This window comes from Lysobacter zhanggongensis (assembly GCF_046638635.1).
GTDB classification, from domain to species: domain Bacteria; phylum Pseudomonadota; class Gammaproteobacteria; order Xanthomonadales; family Xanthomonadaceae; genus Novilysobacter; species Novilysobacter luteus.
On record NZ_JBJXHK010000028.1, the window covers coordinates 8,674 to 33,487 of the forward strand.

19 protein-coding genes and 1 pseudogene are annotated in these 24,814 nt (G+C 70.8%); 10 read left to right on the forward strand and 10 right to left on the reverse strand.

The genetic code is table 11. The features are described 5' to 3' along the window. The coding region (locus ACKVMH_RS06920) for a bifunctional diguanylate cyclase/phosphodiesterase (protein ID WP_412699727.1) at positions 1 to 2,638 on the forward strand (2,638 nt) is incomplete at its 5' end. On the opposite strand, the gene ACKVMH_RS06925 is transcribed toward ACKVMH_RS06920, so the two are convergent. Both ACKVMH_RS06925 and ACKVMH_RS06930 read right to left on the reverse strand, forming a co-directional pair. Continuing rightward, complete coding sequence (locus ACKVMH_RS06925; RefSeq protein ID WP_412699728.1) at positions 2,633 to 4,555, reverse strand: M61 family metallopeptidase; 1,923 nt, start codon at positions 4,553 to 4,555, stop codon at positions 2,633 to 2,635. The genes ACKVMH_RS06920 and ACKVMH_RS06925 overlap by 6 nt on opposite strands. Positions 4,556 to 4,642: 87 nt before the next feature. Next, positions 4,643 to 4,948 (reverse strand): hypothetical protein, encoded by a 306-nt coding sequence (locus tag ACKVMH_RS06930; protein ID WP_412699729.1) that lies wholly within the window; start codon positions 4,946 to 4,948, stop codon positions 4,643 to 4,645. A 209-nt stretch (positions 4,949 to 5,157) separates the two neighbouring features. On the opposite strand from ACKVMH_RS06930, the gene ACKVMH_RS06935 reads away from it, so the two are divergent. Next, on the forward strand, positions 5,158 to 6,612 hold the full coding sequence (locus ACKVMH_RS06935; protein ID WP_412699742.1) for an MATE family efflux transporter: 1,455 nt from the start codon (positions 5,158 to 5,160) through the stop codon (positions 6,610 to 6,612). Here ACKVMH_RS06935 and ACKVMH_RS06940 read toward each other — a convergent pair. From ACKVMH_RS06940 to ACKVMH_RS06950, 3 genes are read right to left on the reverse strand one after another with little or no spacing between them, the layout of a single operon-like run. After that, positions 6,609 to 8,204 carry a phospholipase D family protein gene (locus ACKVMH_RS06940; RefSeq protein ID WP_412699730.1) on the reverse strand — a complete coding sequence of 532 codons (1,596 nt, stop codon included), beginning with the start codon at positions 8,202 to 8,204 and terminating at the stop codon, positions 6,609 to 6,611. The two genes, ACKVMH_RS06935 and ACKVMH_RS06940, sit on opposite strands and share 4 nt — an antisense overlap. A 21-nt stretch (positions 8,205 to 8,225) precedes the next feature. Then, positions 8,226 to 8,849, reverse strand: a complete 624-nt coding sequence (locus ACKVMH_RS06945; protein WP_412699731.1) for a DUF938 domain-containing protein — start codon at positions 8,847 to 8,849, stop codon at positions 8,226 to 8,228. Positions 8,850 to 8,895: 46 nt separating this feature from the next. Beyond that, on the reverse strand, positions 8,896 to 10,107 hold the full coding sequence (locus tag ACKVMH_RS06950) for an MFS transporter (RefSeq protein WP_412699732.1): 1,212 nt from the start codon (positions 10,105 to 10,107) through the stop codon (positions 8,896 to 8,898). A gap of 143 nt (positions 10,108 to 10,250) precedes the next feature. On the opposite strand from ACKVMH_RS06950, the gene ACKVMH_RS06955 reads away from it, so the two are divergent. From ACKVMH_RS06955 to ACKVMH_RS06980, 6 genes and pseudogenes are all read left to right on the forward strand, one after another. After that, positions 10,251 to 10,712, forward strand: coding sequence for a hypothetical protein (locus ACKVMH_RS06955; protein ID WP_412699733.1), 462 nt, complete (start codon positions 10,251 to 10,253; stop codon positions 10,710 to 10,712). A gap of 158 nt (positions 10,713 to 10,870) precedes the next feature. Further along, positions 10,871 to 13,546, forward strand: coding sequence for a DEAD/DEAH box helicase (locus ACKVMH_RS06960; RefSeq protein WP_412699734.1), 2,676 nt, complete (start codon positions 10,871 to 10,873; stop codon positions 13,544 to 13,546). A gap of 190 nt (positions 13,547 to 13,736) precedes the next feature. Next, positions 13,737 to 14,594: pseudogene (locus tag ACKVMH_RS06965) on the forward strand (ribonuclease H-like domain-containing protein); the annotation flags it as partial. A gap of 49 nt (positions 14,595 to 14,643) precedes the next feature. Beyond that, positions 14,644 to 14,943, forward strand: a complete 300-nt coding sequence (locus ACKVMH_RS06970; RefSeq protein WP_215219001.1) for an I78 family peptidase inhibitor — start codon at positions 14,644 to 14,646, stop codon at positions 14,941 to 14,943. Positions 14,944 to 15,160: 217 nt separating this feature from the next. Beyond that, positions 15,161 to 15,589, forward strand: coding sequence for a guanyl-specific ribonuclease (locus ACKVMH_RS06975; RefSeq protein WP_412699735.1), 429 nt, complete (start codon positions 15,161 to 15,163; stop codon positions 15,587 to 15,589). Continuing rightward, positions 15,586 to 16,023 carry a barstar family protein gene (locus ACKVMH_RS06980; protein WP_412699736.1) on the forward strand — a complete coding sequence of 146 codons (438 nt, stop codon included), beginning with the start codon at positions 15,586 to 15,588 and terminating at the stop codon, positions 16,021 to 16,023. The genes ACKVMH_RS06975 and ACKVMH_RS06980 overlap by 4 nt, the downstream gene beginning before the upstream one ends. A gap of 3 nt (positions 16,024 to 16,026) precedes the next feature. On the opposite strand, the gene ACKVMH_RS06985 is transcribed toward ACKVMH_RS06980, so the two are convergent. Then, positions 16,027 to 16,908, reverse strand: a complete 882-nt coding sequence (locus ACKVMH_RS06985; protein ID WP_412699737.1) for a 5'-nucleotidase, lipoprotein e(P4) family — start codon at positions 16,906 to 16,908, stop codon at positions 16,027 to 16,029. 224 nt (positions 16,909 to 17,132) lie between these two features. Here ACKVMH_RS06985 and ACKVMH_RS06990 point away from each other — a divergent pair, with 224 nt between their 5' ends. Further along, entirely contained in the window at positions 17,133 to 20,279 is a 3,147-nt protein-coding gene (locus ACKVMH_RS06990; RefSeq protein ID WP_412699738.1) for an autotransporter domain-containing protein, read from the forward strand. Positions 20,280 to 20,441: 162 nt separating this feature from the next. On the opposite strand, the gene ACKVMH_RS06995 is transcribed toward ACKVMH_RS06990, so the two are convergent. From ACKVMH_RS06995 to ACKVMH_RS07010, 4 genes are all read right to left on the reverse strand, one after another. After that, the gene (locus ACKVMH_RS06995) at positions 20,442 to 20,717 is read right to left on the reverse strand and encodes a PPC domain-containing protein (RefSeq protein WP_412699743.1); all 276 of its coding nucleotides are present in this window, start codon (positions 20,715 to 20,717) and stop codon (positions 20,442 to 20,444) included. Beyond that, positions 20,645 to 20,824: a hypothetical protein gene (locus tag ACKVMH_RS07000; RefSeq protein ID WP_412699744.1), complete on the reverse strand. Its 180-nt coding sequence runs from the start codon at positions 20,822 to 20,824 to the stop codon at positions 20,645 to 20,647. Before ACKVMH_RS07000 ends, ACKVMH_RS06995 begins: the two co-directional genes overlap by 73 nt. Beyond that, on the reverse strand, positions 20,821 to 21,474 hold the full coding sequence (locus ACKVMH_RS07005) for a hypothetical protein (protein WP_412699739.1): 654 nt from the start codon (positions 21,472 to 21,474) through the stop codon (positions 20,821 to 20,823). The genes ACKVMH_RS07000 and ACKVMH_RS07005 overlap by 4 nt, the downstream gene beginning before the upstream one ends. Before the next feature lie 495 nt (positions 21,475 to 21,969). Beyond that, positions 21,970 to 23,961: a UvrD-helicase domain-containing protein gene (locus tag ACKVMH_RS07010; RefSeq protein WP_412699740.1), complete on the reverse strand. Its 1,992-nt coding sequence runs from the start codon at positions 23,959 to 23,961 to the stop codon at positions 21,970 to 21,972. A gap of 86 nt (positions 23,962 to 24,047) precedes the next feature. Between ACKVMH_RS07010 and ACKVMH_RS07015 the strand changes: the two genes are divergently transcribed. After that, positions 24,048 to 24,668 carry a thymidine kinase gene (locus ACKVMH_RS07015; RefSeq protein ID WP_412699741.1) on the forward strand — a complete coding sequence of 207 codons (621 nt, stop codon included), beginning with the start codon at positions 24,048 to 24,050 and terminating at the stop codon, positions 24,666 to 24,668. Positions 24,669 to 24,814 lie beyond the last annotated feature (146 nt).

Consider the following 24,814-nt stretch of genomic DNA (forward strand, 5'->3'; position numbering starts at 1 on the left):
GGTGATCGAGGCCGGGCCGGACTTCGATTTCGACCGGGTGCTGGCCGAACTGCAGCCGCCGCTCGCGGTCATCGACCGCTGGCTGGGCAAGGGCCTGCACATGGCCGGCCTGGAGCGCGAGGTCGCCCGGCTGGAACGTTCCGAGCAGGTCCAGCGCGCGCTGTTCGACATCTCCGAGCTGGCCGGCTCGGACCGCGACATGTCCGAGGTGCTGCGCGGCATCCACGCGATCGTCGGCACGCTGATGTACGCCGAGAACTTCTTCATCGTGCTGCGCGACCCGGTAAGCGAGTCGTTGCGGCTGCTGTACTTCGTCGACAGCCAGGACCCGCCGCCGTTCGACGAGCTGCCGATGGACGCCCTGCGCCACTCGGCCACCTGGTACGTGCTGCACACCGGCCGCACGCTGCGCGGCGACCAAGAGCACCTGCGCGAGCAGGTCGACGGCCCCCTGCGGATCGTGGGCAGCGACAGCCCGGACTGGCTCGGCGTGCCGATGCTGCGCAACGGCGAGGCGGTGGGTGCGGTGGTGGTGCAGAGCTACCAGCCGGGCATCGGCTTCAGTGATTCGGACGAGACACTGCTTGGCTTCGTCGCCAGCCACATCCTCACCACCCTTGAGCGCAAACGCAGCACCGAACTGCTCGAACGCAATGTCGCCCTGCGCACGCAGGAGCTGGCCGAAGCCAACCGCGGCCTGCAGCAGGAGGTCGCCGAGCGCCAGCGGGCCGAGCGCCTGCAGGCGGCGCTGTTCCAGGTCGCCCAGCTGGCCACCGACGACATCGGCGAGGAGGAGTTCTACGCGCGCATCCACGGCATCGTCGGGCAGCTGCTCAACGCGGAGAACTTCTTCATCGCGCTGGTCTCCGAGGACGGCCGCTCGCTGGAGTTCCCCTACTACGTCGACATCCGGCTCAAGACAAAGCGCGAAGGACGACCGCTGGCGCGCGGCCTCAGCGAGTACGTGCTGCGCCACCGCCGGCCGCTGCTGGTTGACGTCGAGTCCGAGGGCGAACTGGTCCGCAGCGGCGAGATCGTGCCGTCGCAGTACCAGTTCCCGGCGTCCCATTGCTGGCTCGGCGTGCCGTTGCTGCTGGACGAGCGGGCGCTCGGGTTGATCGCGGTGCAGAGCTACGACCCGGACGTGATGTACGGCCACGCCGACCAGGAGCTGCTCGGCTTCGTCGCCTCGCAGATCGCCAACAGCCTGCACCGCCGGCGCAGTGCCCAGTTCCAGCAACAGGCCTACCTGCAGCTGGAGGAACGCGTGGCCGAGCGCACCCTGGAGCTGCGCCGGCAGATCCGCGAGCGCGAACACGCACAGGACCAGCTCCGCCACGAAGTCATGCACGACGCGCTGACCGGCCTGCCCAACCGTGGCCAGATCCACGACCGGATCGAGGCGGCGCTGGAGCGCCTGCGCACCGATCCGTCACGCCGTTGCGCATTGCTGTACCTGGACGTCGACCGCTTCAAGGTGATCAACGACAGCCTCGGCCACCTCGCCGGCGACGACTTCCTGCGCGAGGTCGCGCGCCGGCTGCAGGCCAGCGTGCGCCAGCCGGACCTGGTCGCGCGGCTGTCGGGCGACGAGTTCGCGATCCTGCTGGAGGACGTGCAGCTGGACGCGCTTGGCGCGCCGGTTACCGCCACCGCGGTCGCCCAGCGCGTGCTGGATCTGTTGACCGAGCCGCTGCACGTCGGCGGGCGCCGGCTCGAGCCGTCCGCCAGTATCGGCATCGCGATCGGCGACAGCCGCTACCGCGAGGCCGACGAGCTGGTCCGCGATGCCGATGTCGCGCTCTACCAGGCCAAGGCGCTGGGACGGAAGCGCTGGCAGCTGTTCGACGATTCGCTGCGTCGCTCGGCCATCGACGTGCTGGCGATGGAGGTCGAGCTGCGTGACGCGATGCGGCTCGACCAGCTCGAACCGTACTTCCAGCCGATCGTGCGCCTGGCCGACGGCGCGGTGGTCGGCCACGAGGCGTTGCTGCGCTGGAACCATCCCCAGCGTGGCGTGCTCGGGCCCGGCACGTTCCTGCAGCTGGCCGAGGACAGCGGCCTGATCGAGGCGATCGACTGGCGCATCTTCAAGCGCAGCTTCGTCCACGCGACCCGGCTGCCGGCCGACACCTACCTGTCGATCAACGTCGCCCCGCGCCACCTCCACCGGGAGGACTTCGACGTGCGCCTGCTCGAACTGCTCGAGCGCACCGGCCTGCCGCCGGAGCGGTTGCAGATCGAGGTCACCGAAGGCTCGCTGCTGGAAGACCCCGAGCATGTGCGGGCGATCCTGGAACGGTTGCAGGGCAGCGGCATTGGCGTCGCCCTCGACGATTTCGGCACCGGTTACTCGTCGCTGAGCTACCTGCACGCCTTCCCGCTGCGCGTGATCAAGATCGACCGCACCTTCCTGGCCGCGCTTGGCGAGCAGGGCAACAGCGCCGCGGTGATCGCCGCGGTGCTGGCGCTGGCGCGGGCGCTCGGACTGGACGTCGTGGCCGAAGGCATCGAGACGGCCGAGCAGCACCGCGCACTGGTGGAGCTCGGTTGCGAGTTCGGTCAGGGCTACCTGTTCGGGCGGCCCGCGCCGATCACCAACCGGGCGCCCACCGGCGTCGACGACACCGGCTCATAGCGGCGCCAGGATCCGCGCCAGCCGGTCGCGGCTGCCGTCGATCCGCTCCAGGTGCGGGTAGCGCAGCCCGCCGCGGTAGTCGATCGCGATGGTGCGGACCACCTCGCCGTGCTTCACCACCAGTTCGATCGGGGTGCCGTCCGCCTGCGCGGCGCGGATCGCGTCCTCGAGCAGGTCGGCCTCGAATGCGTGGCCGTTCACCGCCAGCAGGGAGCTGCCCGGCGCGATGCCGGCATTGAACGCCGGCCCGTCCCAGCGCACCGCGCCGACGTTGCCCGACGCCACCGTCATGCCCAGAGACGCGGTGTGGTCGGCCGTCTTGCGCGCCCCCAGCAAGGCCTTGTGGTACGCGCTGGGCTTGTCGCGGTAGACCAGTTTCCAGCCGGCCGCGGCCAGCCCGTCCAGCGGCGGCGCGTTGGCGTCGAGCCGGCTGCGCAGGAACGTCGCCCAGTCGTGCGCGGCGACCCCGTCGAGCGCGGCGACGACGTCCTCGAACCGGTACGGCAGCACGTCCCAGCTGCCGTCGTCGACGCCGAAGAACGCGCTGGCGAAGTCGTCGAGCGAGCGGCGCCCGTTGCTGAGCTCGCGCAGCTTGGCGTCGACCGCCAGCCACACCAGCGCACCGGCGTTGTAGTAGTCCTCGCTGAGCTGATAGCTGCGATACGGCTGCGGCCTACGCATCGCGATGATCGGGTCGTGGGTGGTGTCCTGCAGGGTGCGCCAGTCCAGGCCGGGGCGGTCGTCGGCGTAGGTCGCGGCGACCAGGGCCAGCGCGTCCAGTGCATCCTGCTTCTTCCACAGCCCCGACCGCGCCGCCAGCACCATCCCCCAGTACTGGGTCTGGCCCTCGTAGACCCACAGCAGGCTGTCGACCATCGGCTGGTGGAAGTCCGGCGTCGCCAGCCCGGCGGGGCGGCGGAACTTGCCGTTCCAGGAATGCACGAACTCGTGCGGCAGCAGGTCCCGCGAGGCGACGCTGGCGTCCCAGTCGGTGAAATATCCCGGCCGCACGCCATTCTCGCTGGAGCGATGGTGCTCCAGCCCGTTGCCGCCCATCCGGTCCGACAGCGAGAACAGGAAGTCGTAGTGGTCGAAATGCTGCGAGTCGAACAGCTTGTAGGCCTGCTCGACCAGCGCCCGGTGCGGTTCGATCTGCGCGTCGGTGGCTTCGAGGTACTTCGGCGCGTCGGCGACGATGTCGAGCATCACCGGACGTTCGGCCCCCGGGTCGAGGTCGATCCGGCGGAAATGGCGCCCCGCGTAAACCGGTGAATCCTGCAGCGTCTCAAAGTCGACCGTGCCATAGCGCAATACGTCGCCCGCGCGCGCCTGCAACTCGAGCGCGGTGCCGGCCTGCCAGCCGGTGGGCAGCGTCAGTGACGGCGTGATGCGGATGTCGGCGACGTCGTGCCCGGCCGGGTACAGCACCACCGTGCCCCACTCCAGGTTGAGCATGTCGCCGGTCATGACGATGCGTCCCTGGTTGGAGGCCGTCGGGCTGAGCATGTCGAAGGACAGTTCGAGCACGGGCACGCCGTCGGGCACGACGATGTCGAACGCGTACACGTCGGTCGGGTCCCGGGTCCAGGCGATCCGCTGGCCGTTGCCGTTGACCCTCAGGCCGGCGAGCCGGTGGATCGGGCCGTCGGGCCGGTGTTTGCCGGGAATCCACTTGGGGAACAGCAGCCGCAGCGCGCCGGCCTGAACGGGAATGGTCTGGCGGACGTGGAACACCCGCCGGGTGAGGTCGGTCGCGTCGACATCGACGGTCAGCGTGCCCGGGTACGGCGCCCGCGCCTCCATGCCCGTGGGGTTGGTGGCCGTGTCAGGCGGCGCCTGTGCCAGCAGTGCGGAGACGGGCAATAGCGCCACCGCGAGTGCGGGCAGCAGGACGGTCGAACGGAACGGATGCGGCATCAAGGATCCCCCGGGTGGCTTGCACCCCATCCTACGGTCCAGGGCGGCCGATGCCACCCGCGCGGACTTTGCCGAAGGTGGCGTTGCCTACAGCAGCCCGGAGGCGCGCGGGGCCGCAGCGTGCGAAGGCGCCGCACGGGGCTTCCGCGGAGCGGCATTGCGGCTGGAAGTGCGGATCACCCGGCCGATATAGGCCCAGATCCAGATCGCCGCGCTCAGCACGACGATGCGCACCACGTTGACCGGGCTGCGCAGCTGGCTCCAGAAATCCGCGGCATGGGGTTCGGCCAGCCAGACGAAGCCGGCGACGAAGGCAATCGACAGCACCACCGCAAGCGCCACCCAGGCGCATTCGCCGACGCACCACCGCGTTAACCGGATCGCCCCGCTCATTGCCCATGTCCCTTGCCGATGACCATGGCGGCAGTGTCGCCCGCCACCGGTCACGGCAGCGTCGACGCCGGCGGCAATCTGCGTTCCGCCGGCAGCGCCAGTCAGCTGGCGGACAGCCGCGCGGGCGGGCCGGCAACCGGTCGTCCGTCGCGTGCCGTCCACCGCGCGCGGCTACTCTGGCCTCCGCTGTCCCCCCCGCTCCGGTGCCGATGCAACCGCGCAACCTCACCGAAGGGCCGATCGCCCGCACCCTGTTCGTGTTCGCCCTGCCGATCCTCGGCGGCAACGTGCTGCAGTCACTCAACGGCTCGGTCAACGCGATCTGGGTCGGCCGCTTCCTCGGCGAGGAGGCTCTCGGGGCAATCGCCAACGCCAACAACATCATGTTCCTGCTGCTGGGCGGCGTGTTCGGCTTCGGCATGGCCTCCACCATCCTGGTTGGCCAGGCCATGGGCCGGAAGGACCTGCCGGGCGCGCGCAAGGTGATCGGTTCTGCGGCGACCTTCTTCCTCGGCATCTCTGTCGCGCTGGCGGCGATCGGCCTGCCACTGTCGCGTTATGTGCTGGTGTGGATGAGCACCCCCGAAGCCGCGCTGCCGCTGGCCGACGCGTACCTCAAGGTGATCTTCCTGGCGCTGCCGTTCCTGTACGCGTTCGCGTTCCTGTCGGCGATCCTGCGCGGCGCCGGCGACACGCGCACGCCGTTCCTGTTCCTGCTGCTGGCGGTCGCGCTCGACATCGTACTGGTGCCGTTGCTCATGTTCGGCGTCGGCCCGCTGCCGGCGCTGGGCATGGCCGGCAGCGCGACCGCGACCCTGCTGGCCAACCTGGTCGCATTGGCGGCCATGCTCGGCTGGCTGCGCCACCGGCGACACCCGCTGTGGATCAGCCGACACGAGCGCCACCTGTTCGTGCCGGACTGGGCGATCGTCCGCGCGCTGGTCACCAAGGGCGTGCCGATGGGCCTGCAGATGGTGATGATCTCGCTGGCGATGATTGCCATGATCACGATGGTCAACGCGTACGGCACCCACACCACCGCGGCCTATGGCGCCGCGCTGCAACTGTGGACCTACGTGCAGATGCCGGCGATGGCGATCGGCGCGGCGTGCTCGTCGATGGCGGCGCAGAACGTCGGTGCCGGCAATTGGCCGCGGGTGGAGGCGACCACGCGGGCCGGCATCGGCTTCAACTTCCTGCTGACCGGCGCGCTGATCGCGCCGCTGATCCTGCTCGACCGCTTCACCCTCGCGATGTTCATGCCCCCCGGCAGCGATGCGCTCGACATCGCCCGGCACCTGAACCACATCGCGGTGTGGTCGTTCCTGTTCTTCGGGGTGACGTTCGTGGTGGCCGGCGTGGTGCGTTCGACCGGTGCGGTGGTGCCGCCGCTGATCATCCTCGGCCTGGCGCTGTGGGGCGTGCGGGTGCCGTTCGCCAACTGGCTGCAGCCGACACTCGGAGTGGATGCGATCTGGTGGAGCTTCCCGGTCAGCGCGGCGGTGTCGATGGTGCTGTCGCTGGCGTACTACCGCTGGGGCCGCTGGCGGCAGGCGACGATGCTGCCGGTCGACCCGGATGCGATCGCGATACCGTCGGAGGTGCCGGCGCAGGCGCCGTCGCCGGTGGCCGACGAGGGCGCCCGGGTGGAGCCGGCGCGCTAGAGCTGCGACTCGATCGGCAGCCAGCCCAGCACCGCCGCGAGCATGCGGCGCGGCCAGGAAGCGTCGGGTTCGCGGTCGAGCGCGGCCGGCGGCGTGGCGGCGCGGTCGAGCCAGCGCAACTCGCCGTTGGCGTCCAGGTACAACCAGTAGCTCGCCTGCGGCGACGACAGCCGCAGGTACTCGGCACGCACTCCGGCGGCCAGCCCGGGGTCGTCGAACAGCACGCCCATCTCGGTGTTGAGGTTGGCCGAGCGTGGGTCCAGGTTGAACGAACCGACGAACCCGTGGCGGTCGTCGAGCACGAACGCCTTGGTGTGCAGGCTGGCGCCGCTGCTGCCGAACGCACCTGCCATGTCCTGCTGCCCGCGTGCCTTCATCTCGTACAGCTGCACGCCACCGCGCAGCAATGGCATGCGGTAGCCGGCGTAGCCGCTGTGCACCGCCGGTACATCGTTGGCGGCCAGCGAGTTGGTGACGATGCCGACCTGCACGCCGGCGTCCACCAGCCCACCGAGCTCGCGGGTGAGTGTGTCGCCCGGCACGAAGTACGGCGAGACCAGCAGGGCCTTGTCCCGACTGCCACGTACCGCGTCGCCGAGCCGCGTCGCCAGCCAGTCGGCGCGGTCGTCGTCGCCGGCCTTCAGAGGGGGGTCGGAGACGACTTCCAGGGTCGTGCTCCAGTGCGGCTGGAGTCGTCCCTCCAGGTAACCGCGCACCGTGTCCGAGGCGGCCACGCGGGACAGGTACGGGCCTGCGCGCGCCTCCAGCGCGGCGTCGTCGACATCCGACAGGAAGCCGGCCAGCTCGTCCGGCGTGGTCGTGTTGAGCGCGGCGATCGGCACTACCGCCGGGCTGTTCCAGAACGCGTCGAAGATCGCGCTGGCCTGCTCCACCGCCGGCCCGAACAGCATCAGGTCGAGGTCGTGGAAGTTGACCGCGTCGTCGGCGGCGAAGTACTCCTCGCCGATGTTGCGGCCACCGATCACCGCCACCCGTCCGTCGGCGATCCAGGCCTTGTTGTGCATCCGGTAGTTGATGCTGAAAGCGCGTTGTACCAGCTCGATGCCGCGCTCGAGGCCGCTGGCGCGGTTGCGGAACGGGTTGTAGAGCCGCAGTTCGATGCCGGGGTGGGCGTCCAGCGCCATCCACTTCGGGTCCAGCCCCTCGGCAGTCAGGTCATCGAGCAGGATCCGCACGCGCACGCCACGCTCGGCGGCGGCATGCGCCTCGCGTGCGAGCAGCTGGCCGGCCAGGTCGTCGTTCCAGATGTAGTACTGCAGGTCCAGGCTGCGGCCGGCCCGCCGCGCGCTCATGGCGCGGGCGGCGAAGGCATCCAGGCCGTCGGCCAGCAGCAGCGCGCCGGTCTCGCCCGGGTGGGCGGCGAGGATCGGCGCGAGCTCGCGGTCGATCGACGTTTCCGCCGGCTGCAGCGGCAACGCGTGGCCGGGGGCGCCGGTCGCCTTCGGTGCCAGGTGTTCGTTGAACAACAGGCCGCTGCCGCTCAGCGCGGCCACCAGCGCGACCGCGATCCCGGCGCCGCGCAGCAGGCGGCTGCGCAGGGTGGGCGCCGGGGGTGTCGTGTCGGGGTTCATCGCGATGCGATGGTGGCACGCTCAGCGCGTGTTGGTGGCCGGGGCGCGCCAGACCAGGCAACGGTTGTGGGCCGGCATCGGCACGTCGGCCAGCAGTACCAGCCCCGCTTCGCGCGCCAGTGCATCGACCGCCTCGAAGTCGCGGATCGCCGAGGCCGGGTCGCGGGCGCGCAGCCAGTCGTCGAACGCGCGGTTGCTGTCGCTGGTGTAGTCCCCGCCGGCATTGAACGGTCCGTACACCACCAGCATGCCGCCGGCAGCCAGCCGTTGCCCGGCACCGGCGAAGAACGCGCGCACCTGAGGCCAGCCCATGATGTGCAGCGTGTTGGCGCTGAAGACCGCGTCGTACGCGCCGCCCGGCGGAACCGGCAGCGACACCCAGTCGTCGACGTCGAGCGTCAGCGGCGACGGCGTGTTGGGCAACGCGGCCTCGTCCAGCCAAGCGCGGATGCCGGGCAGGTTCTCGGCACGGTCGCTGGTCTGCCACGTCAGCCACGGCATCGCCGCGGCGAAATGCACCGCGTGCTGTCCGGTGCCGCTGCCCACTTCGAGCACGTGGCGGGCGTCGGCGAAATGTTCGCGCAACACGGCGAGGATGGGCTCGCGGTTGCGCTCGCAGGCGGGCGAGAAAGGCTTCCCGGTCATGGTCCGGATCCGGCGGTGGGGTGCACAGTGTCGCGCAACGTCGCGGTCAGCTTCGCGCCAGCGCCACCGTCATGCGCCGTTCGTCCCACCGTGCCCAGGCGTAGACCAGCAGGCCACCGACCGCGGTCGCCGCACCGACATGGCCGGTCGATGTCCATCCCAGCCCGGCGCTGATCGCCAGCCCGCCGAGCCACGGCCCGAGCGCGTTGGCGGCATTGAATGCGGCGTGGTTGGAGGCGGCGGCCAGCGTCTGCGCCTCGCCGGCCACGTCCATCAGGCGCGTCTGCAGCACCGGCGCGAGCGCGCCCATGGTGCCCACCGCGACCACGGCCGGCAGCATCGTCCACAGCGAGTGCGCGGCGAACGGATAGGTCAGCAGCACCAGCGCCGACCACGCCAGGATCACCGGCGCGGCGCGGAACTGCAGCCGGTCGACCAGCCAGCCGCCGGCAAGGTTGCCGATGATCGAGCCGACGCCGAACACGCCCATCGCGATCGGGATCCAGCTATCGCCGGTGCCGGTCACCTCGGTCAGCGTGGGCGCGAGATAGCTGAAGGCGCAGAACATGCCGGCGAAACCGACCGCGCCGATCAGCAGCGTCAGCCAGACCTGCGAGGTATTGAACGCCCGCATCTCGCGCAGCGGCGTCTGCCGCGGTTCGGCGGGATCGTCGGCCAGTGAGCGCGCGACCAGGGCGACGGTCAGCACCGCGACGGCGGCGACGAGGGCGAACACGTAGCGCCAGCTCAATGCCTGTCCCATGCAGGTGGCCAACGGATTGCCGACCAGGATTGCGATCGACAGCCCCAGCATCACCCGGCTGATCGCCGCGCCGCGCTGGGCCGGACCACCGATGGAGGCGGCGACCAGCATCGCCACGCCGAAGTACGCGCCGTGCGGCAGGCCGGCGATGAAGCGGAAACCCAGCATCACGTGATAGTCGGGCGCGAATGCGGTTGCCAGGTTGGCGAGCGCGTAGAACCCCATCAGCGCCAGCAGCAGCGAGCGCCGCGGCAGCCGCGCGCCGAGGATCGCCAGCAGCGGCGCACCGACCACCACGCCCAGCGCATAGGCGCTGATCAGGTGGCCGACCTGCGGCTCGGTGATGCCCAGGTCCTGTACCAGGCTCGGCATCAGGCCCATCATCGCGAACTCGCTGGTACCGATCGCAAAGCCGCCGACCGCCAACGCGAACAGGATCGCGGCGTAGCGGGCGCGGTTGCGCTCATAGGCGGTCGGGGTGACGGCGTCGGCCATGCGGGGGCTCCACGGAGGACCGCGCATTGTGCGCCGCAGCACGACGGAGAGGGGTAACCGCGGTGAAACGACGACCGGCCACGACCATCGATCCCGGGCTCCCGGCGGCCTCCTGGCCGCGGCCAGGAGGGGGTGACAGCCTCGTGTTGCCGCTCGATCCGGCTGACTGGGCGCCGCCCGCGAGCGGAATCGCGATCGACGGCATCGCCCTGGAGCCCAAGCCCGAACTGCACGTCACCCTGATCGGCAGCCGCCTCGGCGCCGAACTGCGCGCGGGCTTCGCGGCACCGTGGCTCGGCAACGCCGTGGCGACCGCACTGGCGGCGCAGGACTGGCGGTTCGCCCGCACCGGTCGCCGCTGGTTGTTGCGCAAGCCGTTCGTTGCGGACGGCCGGGTCCAGCTCGCCCATTCGGTTATCGAACGGGTCGAGCTGCCGGCGATGGCGCCGTTCCATCGGGTTTTGGGGTGCCTGCTCGGACGCGAACTGCCGGTGCCGCCCCCACACGTGACGCTGTACGTGGCGGGGCGGCCGCACGGCATCGGCGTGTCCAGCGAAGCGCGCCTGCGGGCATTCGCCGTCCGCGAAGTGTCCCGGCCTTTGTAGGAGCGGCTTCAGCCGCGATCGGGAACAGGCGCAGTGGGTCGAATCCGGATCGCGCCTGAAGCCGCTCCTACAGGGCGGGACGCTGAACCATTCATCCGCCGTCTCACCGGTTGCGACGCGGCGCTGGCCTACTGCGCGCCTTTGGCGGGAGCAGGCGCATGGGGCAGGCACTGGTGCGGCAGGACGGGACGGGCGGCGAACTCGACCGGCTCGACGCGGGCGGAACCCTGCCCGTGCGGGAGGTGCGTCGCCGCGGCGACGGTGCCGCGCTGACCCAGGCGCTGTCGAAGCGCTATGCCGACCGCATCACCGGCAGTTTCACCATTCCCGGTCGCGAGGGCGACTACGCGCCGATCCGCGACGACGTCCCCGCCGCGCTCGCTTCCGCCCTGCGCGCGCGCGGCGTCGACCGCCTCTACCGCCACCAGGCCGACGCCTGGGCCGCCTCGCAGCGTGGCGAAAACGTCGCCATCGTCACCCCGACCGCCTCGGGCAAGTCGCTGTGCTACACGCTGCCGGTGGTGAGCGCGGCGATGCAGGGCAATGCGAAAGCCCTCTACCTGTTCCCCACCAAGGCGCTGGCGCAGGACCAGGTGGCCGAGCTGCTTGAGCTCAATCGCGCCGGCGACCTCGGAGTGAAGGCCTTCACCTTCGACGGCGACACCCCCGGCGACGCGCGCCAGGCGATCCGTCTGCACGGTGACATCGTCGTGTCCAATCCCGACATGCTCCACCAGGCGATCCTGCCGCACCACACGAAGTGGGCGCAGTTCTTCGAGAACCTGCGCTACGTGGTGATCGACGAGATCCACACTTACAGGGGTGTATTCGGCAGTCACGTCACCAACGTGCTGCGCCGGCTCAAGCGCATCTGCGCGTTCTACGGCGTCACCCCGCAGTTCATCCTGTGCTCGGCGACGATCGGCAACCCGGCCGAGCACGCGCGTGCGCTGATCGAGGCCGACGTGCACGCGATCACCGAGTCCGGCGCGCCCACCGGCGACAAGCACGTGCTGCTGTGGAACCCGCCGGTGATCAACCCCGACCTTGGCCTGCGCGCGTCAGCGCGCTCGCAGGCCAACCGCATCGCCCGCATCGCGATCAAGGCCGGGCTGAAAACGCTGGTGTTCGCGCAGACGCGGCTGATGGTCGAGGTGCTGACCAAGTACCTCAAGGACGTCTTTGACCACGACCCCCGCAGGGCGCCGCGCATCCGCGCCTACCGCGGCGGCTACCTGCCGACCGAGCGCCGCGCGGCCGAGCGCGACATGCGCGCCGGCGACATCGACGGGATCATCTCGACCTCCGCGCTCGAGCTCGGCGTCGACATCGGCTCGCTCGACGTGGTCGTGCTCAACGGCTACCCGGGGTCGGTCGCGGCCACGTGGCAGCGCTTCGGCCGCGCCGGTCGCCGGCAGCAGCCGAGCCTCGGTGTGCTGGTGGCGAACTCGCAGCCGCTGGACCAGTACGTCGTGCGCCATCCCGATTTCTTCGCCGACGCTTCGCCCGAGCACGCGCGCACCGCGCCCGACCAGCCGCTGATCCTGTTCGACCACATCCGCTGCGCCGCGTTCGAGCTGCCGTTCGTGGTCGACGAGATGTTCGGCCCGATCGAACCGGAGGTGTACCTGGAGGCGCTGGCCGAAACCGAGGTGGTGCACCGCGAGGGCGACCGCTGGGAATGGATCGCCGACAGCTACCCGGCCAACGCCGTGTCGCTGCGCTCCGTCGCCGACGGTAATTTCGTCGTCGTCGACCGCACCGGCGGCAAGCAGCAGATCATCGCCGAGGTCGATTACTCGGCCGCCGCGCTGACCCTGTACGAAGGCGCGATCCACATGGTCCAGAGCACGCCCTACCAGGTCGAGCGGCTCGACTGGGAAGGCCGCAAGGCCTACGTCACGCGCACCCACGTCGACTACTACACCGACTCGATCGACTACTCGAAGCTGAAGGTGCTCGAGCGCTTCGACGGCATCGACGCCGGCCACGGCGACTGCGGCCACGGCGAGGTCCACGTGGTGCGGCGCGTCGCCGGCTACAAGAAGATCCGCTACTACACCCACGAGAACATCGGCTACGGCCCGGTCAACCTGCCCGACCAGGAACTGCACACCACCGCGGTCTGGTGGCAGTTGCCGCAGGCGACGCTGCTGGCGTGGTTCGCCTCGCGGCAGGACGCGCTCGACGGTTTCCTCGGCGCCGGCTACGCGCTGCACGTGGTCGCGACCGTGGCGGTGATGGCCGATGCGCGCGACCTGCAGAAGGCGGTCGGCAACGGCGACGGCGCGTGGTTCGCGACCGCCGATGCGAAGGGCCGCGGCCAGCTGCGCGGGGTGGAGGGTCCGGTCGAAGGCCTGTCGATCGCCCCCGGCGCGCGGGCTCGGTTGCCGCTGGACGCGCACGAGGACTACATGGAGATGCATGGCGCCGGCGAGGGCCGCGACGGGACCGACGACCATGACGCGGGGCACCCGGTGATGCGATCGGTGTCCGCCGATGGCGGCGCCGATGGCGGCGCCGAGGGCGATTCGAAGCGCGATGGGATGCCGGTCCGCGGCGCCACCGCCGGGGACGTCGAAGTACAGCAGTTCGTGCCGACCATCTACCTGTACGACAACTTCCCCGGCGGCGTCGGCCTGAGCGAACCGCTGTGGACACGACAGGCCGAACTGGTGCGCCGTGCGACGGAACTGGTCGAGCGCTGCGACTGCAAGGCCGGCTGCCCCGCCTGCGTCGGCCCGGTGCTCGCTGCCGACGAGTCCGGCGACACGGCCACGCCCAAGTCGCTCGCTCGCCGCGTGCTTGGGCTGCTGGCCGAGGTGGCACGGTGATACCGCAAACCCGAAGCGTGTGTAGGAGCGACGTAAGTCGCGACCCGCCGAACGTCCGAACTCATGTACAGGTCGCGACTCACGTCGCTCCTACGCCCGGTTGGCATGCGCCAAGTTGCGTTGCCCCACCGAACCCCGGCGTCGCGAGACCCGCATGAGCATCACCATCGACAAGCTGCGCGCGCTCAAGCGCGAGGCCGGTGCGCCGTCGCGTCCCGCGCCGACCGCGGTCGTGCGCGACCGGGCGCCGGCGGCGCCTGCCAACACCTCGATCGAATCACTGCGCCGCTTGCTGGGCGTGCGCGAACGCAAGCCGGTCGTCGCGGTATCGCGGGCGCCGGTCGACCGCCGTCTGCCCGGCGAGGAAATCGCGCCGGGGTTGCGACTGATCGAGCACTGGCTGCCGTTTGCCGCGCCGGCCGACGCGCTGCCGCTCGCGTTCGCCAAGCGCGATGACACCGTGGAACCACGCGACCTGCTGTTCTTCGACACCGAGACCACCGGCTTGGCCGGTGGCACCGGCACGCGCGCGTTCCAGATCGGCGCGGCCGACTGGCACGCGCATCCGCTGCACGGCGACGGCCTGCGCGTGCGGCAGTTGCTGATCACCACGCTGGCCGCGGAAACGGCGATGCTGCGGGAGTTTGCCGGCTGGCTGTCGCCGACCACGGTGCTGTCGAGCTACAACGGCCGCTGCTACGACGCGCCGCTGCTGAAGACGCGTTACCGGCTGGCCCGGCTGCCGTGCCCGATCACCCCGCTCGACCACGTCGACCTGCTCTTCCCGACCCGCCGGCGCTACCGCGGTGTGTGGGAGAACTGCCGGCTGGCAACGATCGAGCGTGAGCTGCTGAAGATCGCGCGCGAGGACGACCTGCCCGGCTCCGAGGCACCGGCGGCGTGGCTGTCCTACCTGCGCGGCGGACCGTCGACGCTGCTGCGGCGCGTGTGCGCCCACAACCACCAGGACGTGGTGACGCTGGCCAGGCTGATGCTGCGCCTGGCCGAGGTGGAGGATGCCGCGGCGCCCGTCGCGTTTACATCATGAACACGCGGGCCACCGCAGGCTCCCCCGGACGCCGTACCGGAGCCCCGCCATGACCCGACCGCCGCTGATCCCCGTTGTCGTCCTGCTGCTCTCCGTTGGCGCCTGCACCACGATGCCCCCGGTCGACGTGCCGCGCGACCCCGCCACCGTCTGCGTCGCCGACGATGCTTCCTGGGCGATCGGCCGCGCGGCGACCGCCGAGGTCGTCGAGCGTGCGCGCGTCGACAGCCACAGCAACGACGTGCGGGTCATCGAACCCGGCCAGGCCGTGACGATGGACTTCCGCGCCGACCGGCTCAACATCGACGTCAACGAACGCGGCGCGATCAGCGGACTCCGCTGCGGCTGAAGCCGCGGCTCCGCGGTGAAGCTGCCGCGTCACTTACGATCGCTGTAGGAGCGGCTTCAGCCGCGATCGGATGATCGTCCGCCGCGCCGCTGCCACGACCGCGGCTGAAAGCCGCACCTCCAAAGCAGGCCGAGTTCGCCCGGGCGAAACCGTCGACCTCGCCGCGGACGCCGGCGCCGTGCGGCTAGACTCGGGCCTTTCCCGAACAGGACAGGCCGTGCGATCCAATCGCCCCCTCTGGCTGCTGGCCGCGGTCGCGCTGGTCGCGCTGTGGTTCGGTTTGCAACAGACCGGCCCGGACGGCCTGTCCGCGCCCGGCGCCGACTCGCCGCAACGCGAGCTCCCGCGTGATGCGTCGGCGGGGCTGCCGGCGTTCCTGCCACCCGAAGCTGGGCCGGTGCTGGATGCCATCGCGAGCGGCGGCCCGTACGCCTACCGCCAGGACGGCGGCGTGTTCCAGAACCGCGAGCGCCTGCTGCCGCAACGGCCACGGGGGCACTACCACGAGTTCACCGTCGACACGCCCGGTTCGCGTGACCGCGGGGCCCGCCGCATCGTGACCGGTGGCGACCCCCCAACCGAGTACTACTACACCGACGACCACTACCGCAGCTTCCGCCGTTTCGACCCGGTGGGGGCGCCATGAATCCGATCGACCTGCGCGCACTGCTCGCCGACCCGGTGCAGTCCGGCGCGTACTTCATCGACGACCGCGACACCGCCGCGATGGCCCAGGCTGGCACCGCGCTGGACTTCGGGGTCGCCCGGATCGACCTGTCCGGCTGCGGCGACAAGACCGAACTGCTCGCCCGGCTGGCGCGCGGCCTGCGGTTTCCATCGTGGTTCGGCGGCAACTGGGACGCGCTGGCCGACAGCCTGGGCGACCTGGCGTGGTGGCCGGCGCCCGGTTACCTGCTGCTGGTCGAACAGGTCGGTGGCCTGCGCGAGGCGGACGACGACACGTTCGCGACCCTGCTGTCGATCCTCAACGAGGTGGCGGAGGACTGGCGCGAACGCAACGTCGCGTTCTGGGCACTGCTGCCGTTGCCAGCCGAAGCGCTGACCGCGCTGGAAACCTGACTGTCAGCGGGCGGGGTCGAGCGCCCTGCGCTTGGCTTCGCGCCGCTGCTGCGGCGACTGGCCCCAGTCGTTGTCGAAAACAGCCGGCTGCCAGTCGCCGTAGCTGGGGTTGGGCAGCATCCACCAGCGCTCGCCGAACCATTCGCCGTGGGTCGACATCAGGGCGGCGCGGGCATCCGGCGTGTTGGGCTCGACCGCGGTGAAATCACCCAGCTGGTCGCCGAACTGGAACAGCACGCGGTAGTCGCGTCCGGCCAGCCGGCGGCGGCAAGCCTTGTCGCCACTGTCGGCTGACGCGCATCCCTCCACCACCGTGCCCTTGCCCAGGAACACCGCATCGCTGGCGACCGGCAGGCCGACCGCGCGCAGGTTGTCCAGGGTCGCGTCCTGCATCGCCTCGGTGCGGTTGCTGATGTAGACGATGGTGACGCCGCGCGCCTGCGCCGCCTGTGCGAACGCGAGGACGCCTGGGATCGGCGTCGCCCGACGCTCGTCGACCCACGCCGCCCAGCTCGCCGAGGCGTACTCGCCGCCGTCGAGGACCAGCCGCGCCTGGTAGGGCGAGTTGTCCAGCACGGTCTCGTCGACATCGACGATCACCGCGGGCGGCAACCCCATGGCCGGGTTACCGCGTTCGGCTGGCAGCAGTGCATCCCACTGGGGGTCGGCCAGGGCGTCGTCGAGCCGGTCGGTGGCCGCGCGCCAGGTCTGCAGCGCGGCGGCGCGGTACTCGGCGGAAGCCTGCATCCACAGCACGGCGTTGAGGTTGTCGTCGGCCACCACCGTCACCGCCGCGGGGCGGTCTTGGGGGGTCTGCGGCGCGGTGTGTCGGCACGCGGGCAGGACCAGCAGGATCAGCAGCGGGGACAGCAGGTGGATGCGCATGGGGGGGCCCGGTGGCTCAGGAAGCGCTCCAGTTTAACGACGCCCCGGGGCGGTCCGGAGCGAGGCCTGCGTCGCAGTTTCAACGCGTGGACATTCACAATTTGTTCACGTATACAACGGGGTTCGCGTCCGGCACGGGGATGTACGCCGCGCGCTCCATTCGCATCCTTCCGGCGCTGATCCAGGTACCGGCGGGCGTTTTTCGTTCACACGCAAGGACCCGCATGAGCAAGCACGCACCACGTTCCCACTCCGGCCTTTCCCGCTCTTCGCTTTGCCGCGCCATCGCCACCTGCCTGCTGGCGGGCGCCATGTTGCCGGCAATGGCACAGGACGCCGCGCCTGAAGAAGACCCCGGCCAGGTCGGCGATGCCGCCAGCTGGCGCACCGACGAGTTCATGGCCGACTGGGGCCTGGGCGCGATCGGCGCCGAGTACGCCTACGCGCGTGGCCTGACGGGCCATGGCATCCGCCTGGGCGTGTTCGACAGTGGCGTGGCGCTGGACCACGCGGAATTCGCCGGTGGCGACCACATCGGCCTGAAGTTCGGCGACCCGGGCTGCAGCAACCTGACCGATCTGTGGGGCTGCTTCTATTCCGATGGCGGCCAGGCCTCGGTCGAGGGCTATCTGGCGCCCGATGGTTACGTGTGGGGCAGCGGCAACGCGCTCGACCTGGAATACAACGCCCACGGCACCCACGTCGGCGGCACCATGGCCGCCGCGCGGAACGGCAGCGGCATGCACGGCGTGGCGTTCGGCTCCGGCCTGGTCTCGGCGCAGCTGTTCACCAACCGCCTCAACGAATACTTCTTCGGCCCCAACGGGCTGGACAGCAATGTCCACGGCACCAGCCCGAGTGACGAAGCGCTGGCCGACATGTACGCGCAGATGGCCGCCAACGGCGTGCGCGCGATCAACCACAGCTGGGGTTTCACCATCCCGCTGGACTCGGCGGGCTTCGCCGACTTCGTCTATGACGCCCTGGGTGCCGGCTTCTTCGAACCCTACGCGGCCGGTTCGCGCGACCACGGCATGCTGCAGGTCTGGGCCGCCGGCAACGGCGGCGATGATGGCGTTGCCGGCAACGGCACCGGCTACTACGCCGGCGTCACCGCGACGCTGCCGCGCTGGCTGCCGGAGCTGGAGGCCTACTGGCTCAGCGTCGCCAACATGAACCTCGACGGCGAGATCGACGGCTCGTCCAACATCTGCGGCCTGAGCATGGACTGGTGCATCACCGCGCCGGGCACGATGATCGCCTCGAGCGTGGTCTGGGGCGAGCTCAGCGGCGAAGTGGTGGTCGGTGAGGACGGCAGCCTGACCCTGGAGTTCGAGGACCCGGACCGCCAGCTCGGTTATGCCTACTACACCGGCACCTCGATGGCCGCGCCGCATGTCACCGGCGCGCTTGCGCTGCTGATGGAGCGCTACCCGTACCTGGACAACGCACAGATCCGCGACGTGCTGCTGACCACCGCGCGCGACATGGGCGCCGCGGGCGTCGACGAGCTCTACGGCTGGGGCCTGATGGACCTGCGCAAGGGCATGGAGGGCTACGGCCAGCTGCGCGTCGATACCGACATCGTCATGGACCGCCGCGCCGGCGGCGCCAAGGTGTGGGAAGGCGAGGCGTGGGACGACTGGACCAACGACATCGGCGGCCCGGGCCGCATGACCAAGTCGGGCATCGGCTGGCTGCGCCTGAGCGGCGACAACAGCTTTGCCGGCCTGACCGTCAGCGACGGCGTCCTCGAGCTGACCGGCAACAACGCGCTGGGCGACACCGTGGTCGACGGTGGCCTGGCCTGGGTCGCGGCCGGCGGCGTGCTCGCCAATGCGGCGACGGTCAACGGCGGCTGGCTGCAGGTCGACGGCACCCAGTCGGGCGCGTTGCAGGTGAACGGTGGCGGTGGCCTGCGTGGCATTGGCACGGTCGGCAGCACGGTCGTCGCCGGCACCATCGCGCCGGGCAACTCGATCGGCACGCTGTCCGTCGCCGGCGACTACACCCAGCTGGCGGGCTCGTACTTCGACGCCGAGCTGGGCGCCAGCGGCAGCGCCGACCTGATCTCGATCAGCGGCGTCGCCGACCTGCAGGGCGGCACGGTGCGGCTGTTCGGCACCCCGGGCGTGTTCGACATCGGCGCCAGCTACACCCTGCTCGAGGCCTCCGCGGTCAACGGCACGTTCGCCGGCGTAAGCCGTGGCGCGTTCTCGCCGTTCCTGGGCTTCAACCTGGGCTACGGCGCCGACGTAGTGACGCTCGACGTGGTCCGCGCGATGGCGCTGGCCGAGGCCGCCACCACGCCCAACCAGCGCGCGGTGGCGCGCGCGGCTGATGCGATGGCCGATGACGCGGCGCTGCTCGGCTCGCTCGTGCAGTTGTTCCCCGAACAGGCACAGGGCGCGTTCGACCTGCTCGGCGGCGAGTTCCATCCCGCCGCACGCGCGGTGCTGGTGGAGGACGCCCGCATGGTGCGCGAGGCCGCGCTTGCGCGCACCACGCCGGTCCTGTCGGCGCTCGACGACGATGCCCCGGCGACGACGGCATGGGCCGAGGCGTTCAAGAGCGGCGGCAGCATCCATGGCGACTCGAACACCGGCCGTGTCGAGCATGACGCCAACGGCGTGCTGGTCGGCATCGAGCACCGTTTTGCCGGCGGCTGGCAGGTCGGTGTGCTGGGCGGCACCGGCCGCACCGACATCGACCTGCGGGCGCGTGCGTCCAGCGGCGACGTCAAGCAGCGCCACCTCGGCGTGTACGGCGGCAACCAGTGGGGCGGGCTGTCGCTGCGCGCCGGCCTGACCCGCGCCGACCAGGAGATCGACGGCGAGCGCTACGTCGCCTTTGCCGACGTCGACCAGTTCCTGCACACCGAGTACGACGCCACCACCACCCAGGCCTTCATCGAGGGTGGATACGCGTTCGGTCGCCAGGCGTGGACGCTGGAGCCCTACCTGCAGGTCGCGCGCGTGGACGTGGACACCGACGAGTTCGTCGAGGACGGGGGCAGTGCCGCGCTGGCCGGCAGCGATGCCGAGACCCGCGCGACCCTGTCGACGGTCGGCGTCCGCTTCGACGTCGGCCTCGGCGGTGCGCAGCAGTCGGCGAGCGGCCTGCACCTGCGCGGCGGACTCGGCTACCGCCACGCCTCCGGCGACCTGGTGGCCGAGGGCGTGCACGCGTGGGACGGCGGCACTGCGTTCACCGTGACGGGCGCGCCGCTGGCGGAGCGCTCGACCGTGCTGGAGGCCGGTGTGGCCGCACGGTTCGGTGCCCGCAGCCTGCTGGAGTTCGGCTACAGCGGCCAGTACGCCGACGAGGCCCGCGACCACGGCGCCAACGTGCGGTACTCGCTGAAGTTCTGATCCACCGGTTCGTGCGGGTAGCGGCAGGGGCGGCTTCGGCCGCCCCTGTCGTTTGTGGGGGCCGCAACGGCGACCACGCGCCGGCAACCTTCCAAATAAAAGCCCCGGCCGGAGCCGGGGCCTCTGGCCGCGTCCCTGCGACCACACATGACCTCTCGTGGGTCAGTCGACCCGGGCCTGCAGGGTCAGGCCGTCGAAGGCGGTCTCCCCGACCACGCGGATGTAGTACGTCGCGGCGGCGGGGTTACGCACGCGGACCGTCTCGCTGTTGCCGGGGCGGCTCGAGCGGAACTCGTAGGCATCGCCGGCCGGCGGCTCGCCGCTGCTGACGTACACGCTGACTTTGCCGCTGCCGCCGTGGCTCATCACGTTGAGCAGGCGCGCGCCGTCCGCCACCTCGATGCGGAACAGCAGGCTGTCGCCTGCGCCGCCGGACAGGCTGCCTTGAACTGGCGGGCGGTTGCATCGGCGACGTCGGCCACCGCCTTGAGCTGGGCGAGGTTGACCGCGTCGGTCGCCTCGGTGCCCGCGGCGAGGTGGGTCAGCTGGCGCTCGCGCCTTCGCTGCCGATCGACACGCTGTCATCGCGGTCGGCGACCGAGCCGCCGCCAAGGGCGACGGCGTTGGCCCCGCTCGCGCTGGCGCTGTAGCCGACCGCGGTGCTGTTGATGCCGCTGGCGGTGCTGCCGGCACCGAGCGCGGACGAGTAGAAGCCGCTGGCCAGGCTGTTGGTGCCGAACGCGGATGCCGCGTAGTCGGTCGCGCGGCTGCCGGCGCTCACCGCCGAGGCGTTGATGCCGTCGGCGCTGCTGCCGCTTCCCACTGCGGTGGCGTTGACGTTGACGGCCCGGCTGTCGGCGCCGATCGCCGTGGTGGCAGAGCCGGTGGCACTGCTGCCGGCGCCGAAGGCCGAAACCTTGTAGCCGAACGCCTTGCTGCCGGCACCGACCGCGGTGGCGGCCTCGCCCATCGCCATCGCGCCGCGGCCGCAGGCGAGGCTCTTGTCGCCGTCGGCGAGGGCCGGGGCGGTGGCGTCGGTCAGGCAGACCTCGGCGGCGGTCGCCGGCAGTGCCGCCAGCGAAAGCGCGGTGGCAAGAGCCAGTGAGAGCGGCGTCAGCCGCGTATGTGGCCCGGACGACGGGCGTGCGGAAACTGCAGAAGCGCGCAACGCAGGCGCGCTGTTGGAGACGAGCATGGTGATTTCCCTATGTGNCAGCGAAAGCGCGGTGGCAAGAGCCAGTGAGAGCGGCGTCAGCCGCGTATGTGGCCCGGACGACGGGCGTGCGGAAACTGCAGAAGCGCGCAACGCAGGCGCGCTGTTGGAGACGAGCATGGTGATTTCCCTATGTGTGCGTCCATTCAGAGCGCGCGCCTGCTGGCGTGCCTCTCCCCAGGTCGACCTGTCCGCCCGTCCCCGCGCAACACAGCGGTCCCTCATGGACCAGGAGTGCGGGGGCGTTGCCGTGTCACCGCGAGCGGTGGCCGGCGGCGGCCAGTACGACGACGCGGCCGTCGACGACGTCCGCGTTGCCCATAGCGATATCACGAACACGACAGGGAAGTGAACAGAACGCTGCCGCATGGCGTCACCCGCGCGACGTTCGCGACAGTGCCTACGGGGCGGCAGCAGCATTCGCCCGGATGCCGGGATTCCGGTTTGATGCGCCGCAGCATGGCCGCGGCGATGGAATCAGCTGTCCAGCAATGCCCGGATCGCGTCGAAGCCGGCCTTGGCGCGCTCCTGCTTGCGCGCCGCGTCCGCGACCGGATCGGCGCCGTCGCGCTGGACCTCGTCCGCCGGCAGCTCGTCGAAGAAGCGGCTCGGCTTGAGTCGCAGCAGGTCGCCCCACTTCTGCGCCTGCCTGGAGTACGACAGCCACAGCTGTTCCTTGGCGCGGGTAATGCCGACGTAGAGCAGGCGGCGCTCCTCGTCGATGCGGCCTTCCTCGATGCTCGCCTCGTGCGGCAGGTTGCCGTCGTCGACACCGACGATGAACACGTAGCGGAACTCCAGGCCCTTGGCGCCGTGCAGCGACATCAGCCGGACCTGGTTGCCGGCGTCGCCCTTGTCGGCGTGCGACAGCAGCGCCAGCTGGGCGGCGAGCTCGCCCGGGCCGGCACCGCCGCGGCGGTCGGAGGCGCCGTCGAACCAGTCGGCCAGTTCCTCCAGGTTCTGCTTGCGCCGCTGGTAGCCGGCCTCGTCCTTGCACTGGGCGCGGATCGACTGCAGCAGCCCGGACCGCTGGGCCAGCTCGCGTACCAGCTCGGCCGGGGCCAGCCGGCGGGCGTCCTCGCGCAGTCCGCGGATGATCGTCGCGAACCCGTCGAGTGCGTTGGCCGCCCGCGGCGGCAACTGCTTGAGTGCGCCGACCGACTCGATCGCGCGCGACATCGGCATGTGGGCGTGCTGCGCCAGCTCGGCCAGCCTTGCCAGCGTGGTCGCACCGACCTCGCGCTTGGGTGAGGTCACCGCGCGCAGGAAGGCCGCGTCGTCATCGGGGTTGGCGACCAGCCGCAGCCACGAGAGCGCGTCCTTGACCTCGCCGCGCTCCAGGAACGCGGTGCCGCCGGTCAGGTGGTAGGGAATGCGCAGCAGCTGCAACGACTTCTCCAGCGCGCGCGACTGGTGGTTGCCGCGGAACAGGATGCAGAAGTCGCTCCACGGCGCCTGCTTCGCGGTCGCGGTGTACTGGATCTCGGCGGCGACCTTCTCGGCCTCGTGCGCGGCGTCGCGACACTCCCAGATGCGGATGCGCTCGCCGTCGGCCTGGTCGGACCAGAGTGTCTTGGGGTGCTCGTGCGGGTTGTTCGCGATCAGTGCATTGGCCGCGCGCAGCACGCGGTTGGAGCAGCGGTAGTTCTGTTCGAGCTTGACGATCTTCAGGTCGGGATAGTCCTGCCCGAGCGCGAGCAGGTTGTCCGGGTTGGCGCCGCGCCAGGCGTAGATCGACTGGTCGTCGTCGCCCACGCAGGTGAACAGCCCGCGCGGCCCGGCGATCGCCTTGAGCAGGCGGTACTGGGCATCGTTGGTGTCCTGGCACTCGTCGACCAGCAGGTAGCCGATGCGCTCGCGCCAGGCCAGCGCGCACTCGGGGTCGGACTCCAGCAACTGCACCGGCAGGCGGATCAGGTCGTCGAAGTCGACCGCGTTGAAGGTGCCCAGCCGTGCCTGGTACAGCGCGTAGACGGCGGCGGCGTCGACCTCGCGCGCGCTGCGCGCCTCGGCCATCGCCTGCTCGGGCGACAGGCCGGCATTTTTGGCGCGCGAGACCAGGTTGCGCATGTCGTCGAGCGCATCCGGCTTGGTGCCGGTGCCCAGCAGGTCCTTGATCTGCGCCGCGCTGTCATCGCTGTCGAAGATCGAGAAGCCCCGGCGCAGCCCCAGCTTGGCGTGCTCGATCTGCAGGAACTTCAGCCCCAGCGCGTGGAAGGTGCAGATGGTCAGCCCATCGGCGGCATCGCCACGGATGCGCTTGGCGACGCGCTCGCGCATCTCCTTGGCGGATTTGTTGGTGAAGGTGATCGCCGCGATGCGCTTGGCCGGCATGCGGCCGGACGCGATCAGGTGGGCGATTTTCTCGACGATGACGCGGGTCTTGCCGCTGCCCGCGCCGGCGAGCACGAGCAGGGGGCCGTCGGTGTGCAGGACGGCGGCGCGCTGGGGGGGGTTGAGGCCGTGCATCGGGACGCGGGGAACCGGTGGTGCGGCCCGGCATTCTACCGGTCGCACCGGCACGGCACGGCGGGCGCCGGCGCTAAACTGCGCCGATGGCGAAGCTCTACTTCTACTACTCGGCGATGAATGCGGGGAAGACCACGACCCTGCTGCAATCGGCGCACAACTACCGCGAACGCGGCATGCGGGTGGCGATCCTGGCTCCGCGGCTGGACGACCGCGCCGGCAGCGGCACGGTGGCCTCGCGTATCGGCCTCAGCGCGGAGGCGGTCGCCTTCGCACCCGACCAGGACCTGCTGGCGCTGGTGAAATCCGACATCGCCGCGCACGGCCGGCTGCACTGCGTGCTGGTCGACGAGGCCCAGTTCCTGGGAAAGTCGCAGGTCTGGCAGCTGACCGAGGTCGTCGATGCGCTTGGCATCCCGGTGCTCTGCTACGGGCTGCGCACGGATTTCCGCGGCGAGCTGTTCGAGGGCAGCCAGTACCTGCTGGCCTGGGCCGACGAGATCAGCGAGATCAAGACGATCTGCCACAGCGGCAGCAAGGCGACCATGAACATGCGCCTCGATGCGCAGGGCCGGGCGGTGCGGGAGGGGCCGCAGGTCGAGATCGGCGGCAACGAGCGCTACCTCTCGGTGTCGCGCCGCGAGTACAAGAAAGTGATGGGCGGCGAAGGCACGATCGAGCCGCTACAGGCGCCGCTGCCGCTGTAGCGTTCAGCGGGCGGACGCTGCGCCGGCCAGCGAGCGCGGGGCGACCGGCAGGTCGCAGCCGGCACGGATCGCGGCGAGTTCGCGGCTGATCACGCCACCCTCGGGTTGTGCCTGGCGCACCACCGCGTCCAGCCGGTCCAGCTCCT

Excerpts from the sequence above, each read along its gene's own strand:
- ACKVMH_RS06945 (WP_412699731.1), bottom strand. The coding sequence starts at position 8,849 with ATGACCGGGAAGCCTTTCTCGCCCGCCTGCGAGCGCAACCGCGAGCCC.
- ACKVMH_RS07010 (WP_412699740.1), bottom strand. The coding sequence starts at position 23,961 with ATGCACGGCCTCAACCCCCCCCAGCGCGCCGCCGTCCTGCACACCGAC.
- ACKVMH_RS06985 (WP_412699737.1), bottom strand. The coding sequence starts at position 16,908 with ATGCGCATCCACCTGCTGTCCCCGCTGCTGATCCTGCTGGTCCTGCCC.
- ACKVMH_RS06950 (WP_412699732.1), bottom strand. The coding sequence starts at position 10,107 with ATGGCCGACGCCGTCACCCCGACCGCCTATGAGCGCAACCGCGCCCGC.
- ACKVMH_RS06940 (WP_412699730.1), bottom strand. The coding sequence starts at position 8,204 with ATGAACCCCGACACGACACCCCCGGCGCCCACCCTGCGCAGCCGCCTG.
- ACKVMH_RS06935 (WP_412699742.1), top strand. The coding sequence starts at position 5,158 with ATGCAACCGCGCAACCTCACCGAAGGGCCGATCGCCCGCACCCTGTTC.
- ACKVMH_RS06990 (WP_412699738.1), top strand. The coding sequence starts at position 17,133 with ATGAGCAAGCACGCACCACGTTCCCACTCCGGCCTTTCCCGCTCTTCG.
- ACKVMH_RS06930 (WP_412699729.1), bottom strand. The coding sequence starts at position 4,948 with ATGAGCGGGGCGATCCGGTTAACGCGGTGGTGCGTCGGCGAATGCGCC.
- ACKVMH_RS07015 (WP_412699741.1), top strand. The coding sequence starts at position 24,048 with ATGGCGAAGCTCTACTTCTACTACTCGGCGATGAATGCGGGGAAGACC.
- ACKVMH_RS06960 (WP_412699734.1), top strand. The coding sequence starts at position 10,871 with ATGGGGCAGGCACTGGTGCGGCAGGACGGGACGGGCGGCGAACTCGAC.
- ACKVMH_RS06970 (WP_215219001.1), top strand. The coding sequence starts at position 14,644 with ATGACCCGACCGCCGCTGATCCCCGTTGTCGTCCTGCTGCTCTCCGTT.
- ACKVMH_RS07005 (WP_412699739.1), bottom strand. The coding sequence starts at position 21,474 with ATGCTCGTCTCCAACAGCGCGCCTGCGTTGCGCGCTTCTGCAGTTTCC.
- ACKVMH_RS06925 (WP_412699728.1), bottom strand. The coding sequence starts at position 4,555 with ATGCCGCATCCGTTCCGTTCGACCGTCCTGCTGCCCGCACTCGCGGTG.
- ACKVMH_RS06980 (WP_412699736.1), top strand. The coding sequence starts at position 15,586 with ATGAATCCGATCGACCTGCGCGCACTGCTCGCCGACCCGGTGCAGTCC.